The 13,158-nt window shown below is 59.6% G+C and carries 12 protein-coding genes and 1 pseudogene; 9 read left to right on the forward strand and 4 right to left on the reverse strand.

Going from position 1 to position 13,158, the window contains the following annotated elements; all coding sequences use genetic code 11:
- The first annotated feature begins 61 nt into the window (after positions 1 to 61).
- On the forward strand, positions 62 to 2,284 hold the full coding sequence (locus ACH2ED_RS17140; protein WP_395093775.1) for a stalk domain-containing protein: 2,223 nt from the start codon (positions 62 to 64) through the stop codon (positions 2,282 to 2,284).
- A gap of 14 nt (positions 2,285 to 2,298) precedes the next feature.
- Here ACH2ED_RS17140 and ACH2ED_RS17145 read toward each other — a convergent pair whose 3' ends face one another.
- Positions 2,299 to 3,381, reverse strand: a complete 1,083-nt coding sequence (locus tag ACH2ED_RS17145; RefSeq protein ID WP_395093778.1) for a hypothetical protein — start codon at positions 3,379 to 3,381, stop codon at positions 2,299 to 2,301.
- Between the two features lie 128 nt (positions 3,382 to 3,509).
- Positions 3,510 to 4,421, reverse strand: a complete 912-nt coding sequence (locus ACH2ED_RS17150; RefSeq protein WP_395093780.1) for an Rpn family recombination-promoting nuclease/putative transposase — start codon at positions 4,419 to 4,421, stop codon at positions 3,510 to 3,512.
- Between the two features lie 92 nt (positions 4,422 to 4,513).
- Here ACH2ED_RS17150 and ACH2ED_RS17155 point away from each other — a divergent pair, with 92 nt between their 5' ends.
- Together ACH2ED_RS17155 and ACH2ED_RS17160 are read left to right on the forward strand one after the other, a co-directional pair.
- Complete coding sequence (locus ACH2ED_RS17155; protein WP_395093782.1) at positions 4,514 to 4,834, forward strand: hypothetical protein; 321 nt, start codon at positions 4,514 to 4,516, stop codon at positions 4,832 to 4,834.
- Positions 4,835 to 4,896: 62 nt separating this feature from the next.
- Entirely contained in the window at positions 4,897 to 5,919 is a 1,023-nt protein-coding gene (locus ACH2ED_RS17160) for a Gfo/Idh/MocA family protein (RefSeq protein WP_395093785.1), read from the forward strand.
- Here the strand turns inward: ACH2ED_RS17160 and ACH2ED_RS17165 are convergent.
- Both ACH2ED_RS17165 and ACH2ED_RS17170 read right to left on the reverse strand, forming a co-directional pair.
- A complete protein-coding gene (locus tag ACH2ED_RS17165; protein WP_395093788.1) occupies positions 5,914 to 6,681 on the reverse strand; it encodes a sulfite exporter TauE/SafE family protein in 768 nt (255 codons plus the stop codon). The two genes, ACH2ED_RS17160 and ACH2ED_RS17165, sit on opposite strands and share 6 nt — an antisense overlap.
- The gene (locus ACH2ED_RS17170) at positions 6,678 to 7,871 is read right to left on the reverse strand and encodes a PDZ domain-containing protein (RefSeq protein WP_395093791.1); all 1,194 of its coding nucleotides are present in this window, start codon (positions 7,869 to 7,871) and stop codon (positions 6,678 to 6,680) included. The genes ACH2ED_RS17165 and ACH2ED_RS17170 overlap by 4 nt, the downstream gene beginning before the upstream one ends.
- Positions 7,872 to 8,019: 148 nt before the next feature.
- Here ACH2ED_RS17170 and ACH2ED_RS17175 point away from each other — a divergent pair, with 148 nt between their 5' ends.
- The 6 genes and pseudogenes from ACH2ED_RS17175 (at position 8,020) to ACH2ED_RS17200 (ending at position 13,156) form a co-directional block, all read left to right on the forward strand.
- Positions 8,020 to 8,595 (forward strand): response regulator, encoded by a 576-nt coding sequence (locus tag ACH2ED_RS17175; RefSeq protein ID WP_309698191.1) that lies wholly within the window; start codon positions 8,020 to 8,022, stop codon positions 8,593 to 8,595.
- Positions 8,596 to 8,597: 2 nt separating this feature from the next.
- Positions 8,598 to 10,310: a GAF domain-containing protein gene (locus tag ACH2ED_RS17180; protein ID WP_395093794.1), complete on the forward strand. Its 1,713-nt coding sequence runs from the start codon at positions 8,598 to 8,600 to the stop codon at positions 10,308 to 10,310.
- An 82-nt stretch (positions 10,311 to 10,392) separates the two neighbouring features.
- Positions 10,393 to 10,530, forward strand: a pseudogene (tatA, locus tag ACH2ED_RS17185) (twin-arginine translocase TatA/TatE family subunit); the annotation flags it as partial.
- Positions 10,531 to 10,929: 399 nt separating this feature from the next.
- On the forward strand, positions 10,930 to 11,181 hold the full coding sequence (locus tag ACH2ED_RS17190; RefSeq protein ID WP_395093795.1) for a twin-arginine translocase TatA/TatE family subunit: 252 nt from the start codon (positions 10,930 to 10,932) through the stop codon (positions 11,179 to 11,181).
- A complete protein-coding gene (secG, locus tag ACH2ED_RS17195) occupies positions 11,178 to 11,426 on the forward strand; it encodes a preprotein translocase subunit SecG (protein WP_395093797.1) in 249 nt (82 codons plus the stop codon). The genes ACH2ED_RS17190 and secG overlap by 4 nt, the downstream gene beginning before the upstream one ends.
- 191 nt (positions 11,427 to 11,617) lie before the next feature.
- A complete protein-coding gene (locus tag ACH2ED_RS17200; RefSeq protein WP_395093800.1) occupies positions 11,618 to 13,156 on the forward strand; it encodes an outer membrane protein assembly factor in 1,539 nt (512 codons plus the stop codon).
- The last annotated feature ends 2 nt before the right edge of the window (positions 13,157 to 13,158 follow it).

The following is a 13,158-nucleotide window of genomic DNA, read 5'->3' on the forward strand; positions in this document are numbered from 1 at the left end:
TAGCAAAAAGCCAGAATTCGTGCCGAATTTTTATTTCCTCCACTCTGGTAAAATGGCGGGTATGAAGAAAGCGTTTTTGGCGGTGAGCCTGGCCGTCGCGAGTCTGTCCAGCAGTGTGGCATGGGCGCAAGGGATCTCGGTGACGGTGAACGGGAGCCCGGTGGCTTTTCCCAAGCAGGGACCGATCCAAGCGCCCGATGGAAGCATTCTGGTGCCGCTGCGCGAGGTCTTTGAGCAGCTCGGGGCGGCAGTGCAGTTCTTGCCCAAGACCCGCATCATCACGGCATCGCGTGGGGAGACCAATATTTCGATCCAGCTCGGTGAGTCCGTGGGCTATGTGAATGGTAAGCCCAAGAGCCTCCCCACGCCCGCGCAGAACATTGCGGGAACCACCATGCTCCCGCTGCGCTTTCTCTCGGAGGCCTTTGGGGCGAAAGTGAAGTGGGATGCCAATGCGCGCCTGGTCGCGATCAACCTCACAGGCGCACGGCCCGTCGCCAGCACGGGTGTCGGCGGAACCCGGCCCGGCCCAGCGGAGGAAAAGCCCATTATTATTCCCGTAAAGGGACTCACGCCCGATGAGATCAAGGCCGCGACACCGCCTGCGCCCTCCAGCCCCCTTGTAAAAACGGATGCAGTCGCGGGCACCCTGACGGCGATGACAACCGGTAGCTTGACCGTACAGCCGGACGCCGGGCTTGCGGAAGTTTTGATGCTGGCTCCGGATGCCATTGTGCTGGTGAAGGCGGGGAGCTCTCCTCAGGTGCGCCAGGAGCTGAGCGCCCTCAAGAGTGGCGATTTTGTTCAGGTAAAGCGCGACAGCCAGGGCCGTGCATTTGTGATCGAGGTCAGCTACGAGGAGCGGATCGGGGTGATCAAGAGCCTGGAGGCACTGGGCAACCGCTGGATCGCGCTCTTTACCGACGGTGCTCCTGCCGAGGTCGAGACCCTCGCCGAGGTGAAGAAGCTAGGCAATCCCTCTAGCCTGAGCGAGATAAAGTCGGGCGAGCGGGTCAGCCTGCGGGTCAACCCCATAACCCATCGCGCCGTCGCTCTGGCCGTACTTGAGGCCGAGAAGCCTGTGATTCCCAAGGTCGAGGTGCTCAAGGTAAGCCACAATGTCGGGAAAAAATGGGTCAAAGCGGGCGACACGATCACTTTCGCAGTCGTGGGAACTCCCGCAGCCAAGGGCGTGCTCCGCGTCCCCGGCGTCCCTGGTGCGGAGGCGCTACCTCTTGTGGAAACGACACCGGGCAACTATGTCGCTAATCTCACGATCCCGGCGGGAGTTTCGCTCAAGGACACCACCGCCCTAGCAACGCTGATGGTGGACACGCTCTCGTCGCCCACCGTGGCGACGGCGGAGACCTTTGCCATTGACGCGATCGGGCCCACGCTGGGAACCTTCACTCCCACGGAGGGCAGTGATCTGACGGATGCCCGCCCGAACTTCACGGGAACCTACTCGGACATGGGCAGTGGCAGCGACCCGCATAAGATGCAGCTTCTGGTCAATGGCGAGGATGTCACGGCGCGCGCCATCTTCAGCGACACATTCTTCACCTACCAGCCCCAGACCGATCTGGCGCAAGGCTCCATCACCGCCAAGCTTACCGCACGGGATGCCGCCGGAAATGAGACCAGCCGCGAGTGGCGCTTCAGCGTCGTTGCCACCGTGATGCTCTCGTCGGTGGTGGCGCTCCCGGACGACCGACCGCTCAACTTCGGCGATATTCTGACCATCAAGGCGGCGGGCGCGGCGGGCTCTAGAGCGACTTTCTCTCTCGGGGTTAAAGTCAAAGACCAGCCGCTCAAGGAGGACTCCCCGGGGGTCTATGTCGGTAGCTACACGGTTCAGAAACAAGATGTCATGGTCGCCGCACCGGTGAGTGTCACGGTCACCGACCTGCGGGGACGAACCGCGACGCTCAAGGCAAACAACACGATTACGGTCACAGCGGGGCCACCCGACATTCCGATCATTGACCAGCCGCAAGATGGTGCCAATGTCGGCGGCAGTGTGGTGCTCTCGGGGCGCTGTCTTCCGAACGCCACCGTCAAAGTGACGGTGCGCTACGCGGGCAAGCGTGCCAATATCCTCGCCGCGTCGGGCCTGATCGGGGAGATCACCACCAAGGCCGATGCCAGTGGCCACTGGGCCACCGAGCCGATTCTGCTACGCGTCCCCAAGGAGCTGACGGGGCTGATCTTTACCGCCGAGGTCTCCGCCACTGGTACGGGCGGCAAGGGCTCCAGCACCGCGACCATTAAGTTTAAAAAGTAACCCAAGGGCCGGGATCAGCTCCTGGCCCGTAGGTGCTTCTCAATCTCCTCACGCAGCTCAACGACATTGGCAAGCGAGTGCCGCCAGGAGATCGGACGCTCGCCGTTGTGCGTGACCACTGTATCTCGCTCAAGCCCTGTCTCGATTTCTTTGATCTGCTCAAAGAACACCCGGCGCTGCCATTGAACTCTAACCTGCGTCACCGACTCACGATCCACGATGATCCGTTCGGCTTTATAGCTCCAGAGCGCAACGACCCAAGTGAAGAGTGAGGCTCCCCCCAGAGCCAACAGGGCAAAAACGGTGCGGTTGTCGTCCTCAAATTCCAAGCCTCGCAGCACCCACCAGACCAGGCCAGCTAGTACCCACCAGACCAGACCAGTGCACAGCCAGAGGCCCACGGTACGGCGGTTGGTGCGGGTCTGGTAGTGAAAAATGCGCTTGCCGCCGTCGCGCTCCGTGGGCACCAAAAGCTCACGCGGCGGGATTCGGAGACGGGCGATAGAGAGATGCGGGGCGTACTGGCGCACCATCGCCCGCAGAAGGGTGTGCTCTTTCAGCGCTGATGTAAACGAGGCACCCCAGTCGCGGGTTTCGAGCGTGTAGACCGAGCGCTGAAAGACCACCTGCGGATCGTGGAGCGCGAGCACATCACTCCAGGCGGCGGAGTGGAGCGTGTGGCCGTCGAAGTAGGTAACGCTCTGCTCATCGGCCTCAAAGTGCTCCCGGCGCTTCTTGCTTTTGTACCGAAAGGCATGTTGCCCGGTGATCGTTCCCTCTTTGCCACGCAGCAGCCATCCCGACGGCTTCGCGTGTGTCGCTTTTTGCGCTACCAGTGCCAGAAGTGCAGCCTGGTCGCTCCAGAGAGTCAGGCTGAGTTGCAGCGTACGACCATCCTGAAAGCGCAGGTAGTTTGTTCTGCCCGAACCCTTCTCTCCAGACACGATGAAATAGTCCTCGATCTCGTCCCAACGCGCCTCCTGCCAGCCGCCAAAGTGCCGCCAGCGCAAGCCGTTCTCATTGGTGACGACGGTAGCTCGGTAGGCCCACACAAAAAGAGAAAGAGTAGGGAGCACCGTGACACCAAAGAAAAGCATGCCAAACAACACCGGAGCTGACATCCAATAAAAAAGGAGACAGTACCCGAAGAGCACCCCTCCCACGCCTACGATCAGCTTGCTAGGGCGAAGCTGAAATCGCTCTTTCTGGCTCTGTGTTTGCATTGTCAGTCCGCGAGTAGCTCTTGCCAGGACTCCACTTCCAGCAGGCGGTCTACCAGAACCTCCAAGCGTGGCAGATCGGCGGCTTCCAGGACAGTGCGCACGGTGGCATCGGGCTCTCCAAAGCGCTTGGTCCCGAGTCTTAGAATCACTCCACGCTCGCCTTTAGCCTCACCTGTGGCCTCGCCTTTTTCAATCCATTCGTTGGTTAACGTTATCATTTTTTCTTTTTCCTCTTGGGGAAGTATCCCCAACTCTCTCTCAAAAAACGGTTGCTCTTGTGCGCTGAGGCGCAGATAGCTATGGACAAACCCAGCGATGAGCTGCGAGCGTGCTGGGTCGAGCTTAAGGGTCGCGATCAGTCGAAGGCACTGGAGCTTGACACGAACCCGATCCCGTCCTGAAATCTGCATCTTGGCCATCAGCGCTGTGGCCGCAGGGTTCGGCTGGCTCAGGTAGTCGCGCCAGCGCAGGCGGTTGAGCTGGATCACCCGGAACTGGAAACGGTTCACCACAAAGCGTGGGAAGGCCACCTGGTAAGTTCCCGGTTGCTTACGCCGGGGCCGATCAAACGAGTACAGAACCACGGGGTAGACAGGCAGATCGAACTTCTCGTGGAACCGAGCAAAATAGGTAAACATGCGCTTGGGAAAGTGTGACTGGGGCGTGGACTGGTTCTCGACTAGCAAGAGGAAAAACGCCTCCTGCCCCTGAAACCTTGCCTTCACTACCAGATCGGACTCGTAGCGCTGGCCCTGGGTAATATCCGTGAAGACCTCTTTGTCTAGAAACTCGACACTAGTCGGGTCGAGATACGCCGCGACATCAGGCAAGAACGCCGCGACAAAGTCCGTAAAGAAGGTTGTCAGAAGCTCTTTAAAAAGCCGGTCATGGTCAAGGGAAGTGGTCGGTTCCATGCGGCTCTATTGTATCGCTTGTGTGGCTTTTCGGGTGCAGGGTGCAGGAAACACGGAGTACATTCGCGTAATTTTCTGCGGGAGTAATTTTTATGCTAGATGCACTGGCGCTGATGGTCTTAGAGAACCAGAAGCTGCACCATAAACCAAAGGCGAAGCGGGTGGTGCAGCTCTTTATGTCCGGGGCGGCAAGCCAGTGCGACACGTTTCTCATTGACCAGTCCGAGCGTTTCGCCAAACGCTTGGCCGCTCTCCCCAAAGAGCGGCAGGTTGCTGAAGCGTTTCGGCTCGCGCTAGGCCGCTCGCCCAGCATCATGGAGCAGACAGACGCGCTGGCCTATGTCCAGAAAAACGGCCTCGAAAACCTCTGCCGCCTGCTCTTCAACACCAGCGAGTTTGTGTTTGTGGACTGAAAGATCACCTCGGTGATTCACTCCGGCAGGACTTCGCCCCGCTTTGCGCGAATTCTGGCGGCATGGGACCTTTCAATGTTGCCGTGATCGGCTACGGTTTTGCGGGACGGTGTTTTCATAGCTACTTAGTCGGGCTGACACCGGGGCTGAAGCTCCACGGGATCGCCTCGCGTGACCCACAGACACGCGAGCGGATTGTGCGTGATCGGGGCTGCATCGCCTATGAGAGCTTGGAGGACGCGCTGGCCGACGAGGTCGTGGACCTCGTGGTGCTGGCATCGCCGTCCGTGGTGCACTGCGCACAGGCGGTGGCGGCGCTCGATGCGGGCAAGCACGTGGTGACCGATAAGATCATGTGCCTCTCGCTGGAGGAGTGTGACCAGATGCTCGCTGCCGCAGAGCGCAACAAGAAGCTGCTCACGGTCTTTCAGAACCGGCGCTGGGACGGCGACTACTTAACGGTCAAGCACCTCATGCAGAGCGGCGAGCTGGGCAGTGTGCGCTGGATGGAGCTGGCTTGGCAGGGCTTCGGAGCGTGGGGCGGCTGGCGTGGCGCGGCGGCGATGGGCGGGGGGCGTTTCTTCGATCTGGGAGCACATCTGGTGGATCAGTTGCTCACGCTGCAAAACTCCCCTGCTGAGAGTGTTTATTGCCGCCTGCGCCGCGACTACGACGGCAGCGACATTGACTCCGAGGCGCTGATCGTGGTCACTTTTGCCAACGGAGCCACGGGAATCGCCGATCTCTCGGGGATGAGTGCGCTCTCCAAGCCACGCTTTCGCGTGCACGGCAGCCGCGCCACTTTTGTGAAGTACGGCCTAGACCCTCAGGAGAAAGCCATGATCGCCGGAGATATAGACAGCGCCGTGGAGCCGCCCGAGAACTACGGTCTCCTCCACGATGGCAAGAACGAGCGCAAGATCACCACACTTCCCGGCCGCTGGCGCAGCTTCTACGAGAATGTCGCCGAGCATCTGGCGGGCAACGCGCCCATCGCCGTTCCCCTTGCGGACTCCCGTGCCGGAATGCAGGTGATTGAGGCGGCGCTGAAATCGGCAGCAACGGGCGAAGTCGTGCGCCTATAGCACCCAGTAGCGGAGCAGTGTCTGCACCGAGAGCGCGATTCCGATCAGGATCACGAGCTTGCGGACATTGCTCGCGCCGAGCTTACGTGCCCCCCCAACCCCCAGCCAGCCGCCCAGCATCGCCCCGACCGTCATCAGGGCGGCGATTTTTAAGTCCACTTTTCCATTGAGCAGAAGCACCACGGAGGCAACCACATTCAGCCCTCCCGTGAAGACCGTCTTGAGGCCGTTCATCTGGTGGATCTCCTTCATCCCCAGCATTCCCAGCGCCGCCAGCGTTAGAATTCCGATCCCCGCCCCGAAGTAGCCACCATAGACCGCCACACAAAGTAAGTAGGCGGCAATTCCCGGTGTGATGCGCTCCAGCGTGCCCTCTGTGGGGGCTTTCCCGAGCTTTTTGAGCTTGTCTTGAAAGGCAAAAAGTAAAGTCGCCAAGAGAATCAGAAACGGGATCAAGCGGTCAAAGAGGCGCGTGGGGGTTGCCAGAAGCAAGAGTGCCCCGGCAGTTGCCCCGACCAGCGCGAGCAGCGCCAGTGGGAGCATCAGGTGGCGCAAGTTCGCCAGCTCTTTTCGGTAGCCCAAAAATGAGGTCAGCGCGCCTGGAGCCAGCCCGGCGGAGTTGGTGGCATTGGCGACAATAGAGTCTAGGCCCCCGGAAAGAAGCACCGGGAAAGTAAGCAGTGTCCCACCGCCCGCCACGGAGTTCACCCCGCCTGCTACAAACGATGCCACAAAGACCAGCCCAAGCGTGAGACTGGTCATGGAAGTGTCACTCGAACGTCCAGCGGCTTCTTCTCCCCGAGACGTCGCAATCGGATAGTCAGCCCCGTCTTCTCCGAGGCATCCAGCACCTTGAGCAGGTCTTCGTCTCGCTGAAGCGTTGCGGTCTTGATGCCATTGAGGCTCTCGATCACATCACCGGGCTTGATCCCCGCCTGCGCAATCGGCATCTCCGGGAGCACCGTTGCCACGAAGCGCTCACCGGTCTCGCGGACGATTCCTGTCTGCCAACCCCACTTGGGGACACGGCCCTGGGGAGCAGCTTGAGCGGTCTTTGCAGCAAAAAACTTCCCGTAAGCAACAATCCCAAAGGAGCAGAGAATCGCAAATACCGCCCCGATCCAGAGATCGCGCTTCTCCTGTTTGGTGAACGCTCCGTGGCGGACATTGGCGATCAGCACGGCAAGGCCCATCGGCACCAGCGCGGGCACCGGCAGGCTGGTCGTCTCCACCAGCACCAGCGCGGCTAGGAGCAGAGCGTACATCCAGCGCACCGTGCGGCCCAGAGAAAGCGCCCACTCGGGCTTGAGCCGAGGAAGCTGGGCCACCGCCGCCAGAAACATCGCCAGAAAGAGCACATCGGCGGGGCCAATCGTCACTGCGGAGACAAGAGGGACGGATTTCGCCCAGGGAGGCACAGGCACATTCCCACCCGCTCCCACGGAGACCGCCGAGATAATATTGGAGTTGGACTTGAGGACCTGAGCGACAGTCCCCATGCCCACGACCACTAAATCAAAGAAGATAGCAAAGCCAGAGGCCGCGAGAAGCGTGTTGGGGTGCTTGATAATGCGGCCTATGGCGGAGCCCACCAGCACGGCACCAATCGGCAAAAACAGATTGTTAGCCGTCAGGCTCAGTGCGAGCGACGACGGAAAGTGCCAGTAGTTGGCCAGCAGGACGCCACCCATAGGCAGGGCGCAGGCCAGGCCCACCAGCAACAGAAACGGCGTGCTCTGTTTTAGCTGCGCCGCGCCCCGCGCCAGGAGCAGTAATGCTGCCAGTAGCGCCGCCAGATAGACAAGAGAAAGAAAATGACTAGGAACGGACCCAACGGTGGGGAGGTTGGCGTAGGCGCCCGTGTAGCGGTTGACTAGGGTCAGGCAAAAAGCCGCTAGCGCACCGCCCCCCAGTGCGCCGAGCGCTTGAGTACGACGCGGTAGGGTGTCCATAGAGGAGGGTAAGGCTGTCATTGGTACCTGTTCATCGGTTCTTCAGTTGGCAAGGATGAGGAATTCAGTATACAATCGAAAGTTGTCGCGTGTCTACGGAGGAAGTTTTGACTCTCTACCGATGACACAATTAAGGAGTTTTGAATAAGTGGAACCACTGCGAATTGTGATCGCAGACGATGAACCGATCATCCGAATGGACCTCCGGCGAACGCTGGAGAACATGGGCCATATCGTGGCGGGGGAAGCTGGAGACGGTCGTCAAGCGATCGAAGTCACCCGCGAGCTCAAACCGGATGTCGTGATTCTCGATGTGAAAATGCCCCAAATGGACGGGATTGATGCTGCAAAGATCATCTCGACCGAGGGAGTGGCTCCGGTCCTGTTACTCACTGCCTACTCGGATCGCGAGCTGGTAGAGCGTGCCAAGGATGCGGGGGTCTTTGCGTATCTAATCAAGCCCTTCAAGGAGGCGGACCTCATGCCCGCCATCGAGATCGCCATCTCCCGTTTCGAGGAGCTCCTGGAGATCGAGAAGGAAGTGGCGGATCTGGAGAACAAGCTGGAAACCCGGAAAGCGGTTGACCGCGCCAAGGGAATCCTGATGGATCTCTACGGGCTGAAGGAGCAAGATGCCTTCCGCCGTATCCAGGTTCAGAGCATGAACACCCGTAAGTCCATGCGTGAGATCGCTGAGGCGATCATTATCGCGAACTCGGTCTGAGTGTGATTAAACAAACGGCGGAGGAGCTGACACGGCTCCTAGAGCGACGAGAGCACGAGCTGGCAGATGCCCGCCAGCGGATTCGTCAGCTCGAAGAGGCGCTCGATGCGCGCGCCTCGGAGGCAGCAGCCCTCCGCCGAATCTCCGAGGCCACCGGACAGGTGGTCACGACCGACGACATCCTCCCTCTGATCGCGGAGATCGCCCTGGAGGTCACCGACACCGAGTCGGCGCTTGTCTATCTCTTCAATGAGGCTGGCGATACTCTTGTCCTACGCGCCACCACCGACGAACCCATCAAACCTCTGATCGGGAAGCTGCGCCTCAAGGTAGGAGAGGGAATCACCGGCTGGGTTGCCCGCGAGAAAAAGCACGTGGCCCTTGCCTCCGAAGCCTGGAGCGATGAGCGCTTCAAGTTCCTCCCCGATCTCAACGAGGATCTCTACCAGAGCATTCTCTCCGTTCCCCTGATTTGGCGTGGCGAGTGCATCGGGGTGGTTAACGTTCGCACGAAAGCCCCCCACACCTACACCAAGACCCAGGTCCAGCTCCTCTCAGCCATCGCCTCACAGGTCGCGGGCTCCATTCACGCCTCACGAAAAGTCCGCAATGCCGAAAAGAGCGCCGCGCACCTCTCAACCGTGGCCGAAGTCTCACGCACCATCACGTCCAATCTTTATCTGGAAGAAATTCTCCAGCTCGCCGTCGCCGCCACGGCTCAGACCCTGAACTTTAAGATTGTCGCCCTACGCCTTGTGGATGAGGAAAAGCAGCAGCTCGTGGTCAAGGCCGTCCATGCCGCGTCCAAGGACTACGCCCGCCGTCCGCCCCTGCACATTGGAGAAGGGCTGGCGGGAAAAGCGGCGGAGACGGGCAAAGTGGTCACCGTGCTGGATGTCAAGAAGTCTCCTGATTACAAGTTCGGTGATATCGCCCGCGAGCAGAACCTCACCAGCCTCGCTTGCGTCCCTCTAAAAGTGCGCGACCGGGTCATTGGAGTCCTCAACTGCTACACCGACCGCCCTCATGAGTTCACGGAGAGCGAGCTGGCCGTTCTCTCTACTCTGGGCAACCAAGTCGCGGTGGCGATTGAGAACGCCAAGCTGATGGTGAAGGGTGCCCTCTTACAGGAGATGCACCACCGGGTAAAAAATAATCTTCAGCAGATCGCCAGCCTCCTGCGCCTGCAAAAACACTACGCGGGAGATCGGCCCGCCACAGAAGTTCTGGAGGAGTCCATTGGCCGCGTGATGGCCGTCGCCGCCGTGCATGAGCTACTCTCCCGCGAGGACCTAGACACGATCTCGATCCGTAAAGTCGCCGAACAGATCGTCCAGGCCACCAAGCAGAGCCTCACCCTACCAAACAAACGGATCGAGTTTCGTGTGGAGGGCCCCGAGCTGCGCCTCTCCAGCCACCAGGCAAACTCCGTCGCACTTATTCTCAACGAGATGGTACAAAACGCGGTGGAACACGGCTTCAAGCAAGCCGATGAGGGCACGATTCTCGTGCGGCTTATGGAAAAACCTAACGACTGGCTGCTCGAAGTGCGCAACACCGGCGACTCTCCCCGCCCGGACTTCAACCCCGACAAGCACCACGATCTGGGTCTCCAGATTATTCAAGGCCTGGTGCGCGGTGATCTTCAGGGGCAGTTCACACTGATCCGCGACGGTGAAGAGACCATTGCCTCGATCCGCTGGCCCAAAACTTAGTTGGTTTTTTAGAGGCGCTTTTTTGCTGCGATATAATGGGAGTTCGTAGAGGCGGATCATGTATACGATTGCTTATTTGGGAATGCAACAGATCGTCATCATCTTGGTGATAGCTTTGCTTATCTTTGGACCACAAAAAGTGCCTGAGTTGGGACGACAAATCGGGGGAGCGTTGCGCGACCTCAAGAAAATGTCCAACGAGGTACAGTCGGCGTTCGACTTAGACGATCATCCAAGCTATGATCGCTACGAGCCGCCAACCTACGAGTACACCCCACCCGTCAGCACAACGTACGGCCATGATTCCCTGGAGGGTCACGGGTCTCTGGATCAATACGGCCTACCCATCGCGTCGGAGCACCATGCTATAGAGATTGAAGCCGCCCCGGCGGTGACAATGGAGGCTGCTGTAGCGACAGAGCCTGATAGCTCCCCTCTACCCGAGCCTTCTGCCACCCTTGAGGAAGCGGCGGCAGCACCTTCCACGGAAGCGGCGGTGACGCACACCGAGGTGGCGATGGTATTAGAGGCGGAGACCACAGACCACGTTACCGACGCAGAAAAAGTTACCGGCGCAGACGCTGAGGCAAAAGCGCTTAAGGAGAAGAATTAAAACGCTATGTTGACCACGACATTTGCCTATTTCACTAGCTACACCGACTGGCTCATCGTCGGTGCAATCATTCTGGTTCTGTTTGGCGGAAGCAAGATCCCCCAGCTCGCACGCGGCTTGGGTGAGGGCATCCGCGAGTTTAAGAACTCCGTCAATGGCGATGCCAAAGACGAAGAAGACGAGAAGAAAACCGAAGACGAGAAGAAGCCCGAAGGGGATAAGATCAGCACCGGAGATAAGACGGGCAGCGAATCATGAACATCGTCATCGGTATATTAACCGGTGCCCTGCTCCTGCTCTCCTTGAGCTTGATCCTGGTGGTGACTTTACAGAACCCGAAGAACGAAGGACTGGGCGGAGGCGTGGCCAATACCCCCAGTAGCAACTTCCGAGGCAAGGCGGGCTACGACGAGATGCTCTCCCTGTATACCCGCAATATTGTGATCACGTGGATGAGCACCGCGTTGCTACTCTACATCCTCCATGAGATGGCGGGAGCCTAGTAAGCACTACCCCCGACGGCAAGCTGCCGTCGGGGGTATCTTAGTTTTTAGCCTCCGGGCGAGCAGTGGCCAGAAGATAGATGTAAAATGCTAGCGCCGCGGTCAAGTAGATCAGGACTCCGATCCCCATTGTCGTTCCCCCCTCGTTTTATATTCTAACGAAGGGTGCTCCTTTCGTCAAGGCATCTCGTATGCACCGTTCCCCCCTTATTTTATTTTGTACTGCCCTGGGAGCAGCCTCCGCGCAGGCGCAAGAGACCTCGCTCATCCAGCGAGTCGAGGTTAGCGGTGCCTCAGTCGTGCCCGCGAACCTCATTGCCCAGAGTGCAAGAACCGTGCTACAGGGAAAGCCTGCTGAGCCTGCCACACTCCGCCTTGCATTCGATGCGGTCAAGGCGCTCTACCAGCAGCGTGGTTACCCTCTGGCTCAAGTGATTAGCTACCAGCTCGCTGCCGACGGCACCCTGACACTCACGCTTGCGGAGGGACGCATTCGTCGGGTGATCGTCGAGGGCAATCAGCGTACCCAAACCCGTATCCTGCATGAGGCACTCTCGCTTCGTGCGGGGATGGTCTACCGCGAGGATGCGGTGCAGCGGGATCGGCTCCGGCTAAGCCGCCTGGGAATCTTCACCGAGGTTATTGTCAGCGGTCGCCCCCCCGAGGAAAGCGACGCCACAGATACCCTAGGGCTGATTGATCTTGTCGTACGCGTCAAAGAGGCACAGACTGGCAACGTCGCGGCAACCGTTGGCTACGGCGACGGCACGGGGCTGGTGGGCTTTGTCAATCTCAGCGAAACGAACCTTTTTGGAACCGCGCAGCAGTTCGCAGTGCAGTGGCAGCGCTTCGGGCGCGTCTTGCTGGACGACAACGGCTTTTTTGTCCAGGAGCCCCCCCGCACTGCCTTTGATGTGACACTCTTGCGCCCCGCCATTGGCCCACGCAGCCTGGCCTACGGAGTGAGTGTCTACGACCAGAACACGATTTTTCTGCCCACGTTTGGAACTCCCGTCGAGACCCTGCGTAGCTACGAGCGCCGCAAGGGGGGCAATGTTCAGATCGGTAAACCTCTGGGCGGGATTTGGAACCTGGCGCTAACGGGTCGGCGTGACGAAGTGGGCTACGACTCTATCCCTGACCGACTCAATCCACCTACAGACGCACTCACACGTGCCAAAGCCACAGTCGGCGCACTGGGCTTCGCACTCAGCACCGATACTCGTGACCGTGCCGACAACCCGCGCAGTGGCTCCCTCAACCGCCTGCGCTTCGAGGCGGCGGGCGCCGCTTTTGGGGGGAACCGTAACTTTAGCCAAGCAAGCCTGGACCTGCGTCGCTACAGTCCCCTAACGATTCCCAAAAAACCTGGCTCCGTCTTCGCCATGCGCCTGCTCGGGGGGACATCAACGGGCGATGTGCCCCTCTCCGAGCAGTTCTTTCTGGGTGGTTTTGAGCTGCTACGCGGCTACGAATTCTTCTCGGTGCGCGGTGACAGGATGGCACTGGGCTCCGCCGAAGTGCGCGTCCCACTAGGAGCGGACACAGCGGGTGTCCTCTTTGTGGATGCGGGCAATGCCTGGCTTCCCGGCCAGAATGTCTCCGCAAGTGGCCTGAAAGTGGGCGGTGGAGTCGGGCTGCGTTTTCAGAGCCCGCTCGGCCCGATTCGCTTTGATCTGGCTTTTGGCAACCGCTCCCGCACCTACATCTCGCTAGGACAGTCGTTCTAAAT

It is taken from the genome of Armatimonas sp. (assembly GCF_043757465.1).
In the GTDB taxonomy this organism is placed as follows: Bacteria; Armatimonadota; Armatimonadia; order Armatimonadales; family Armatimonadaceae; genus Armatimonas.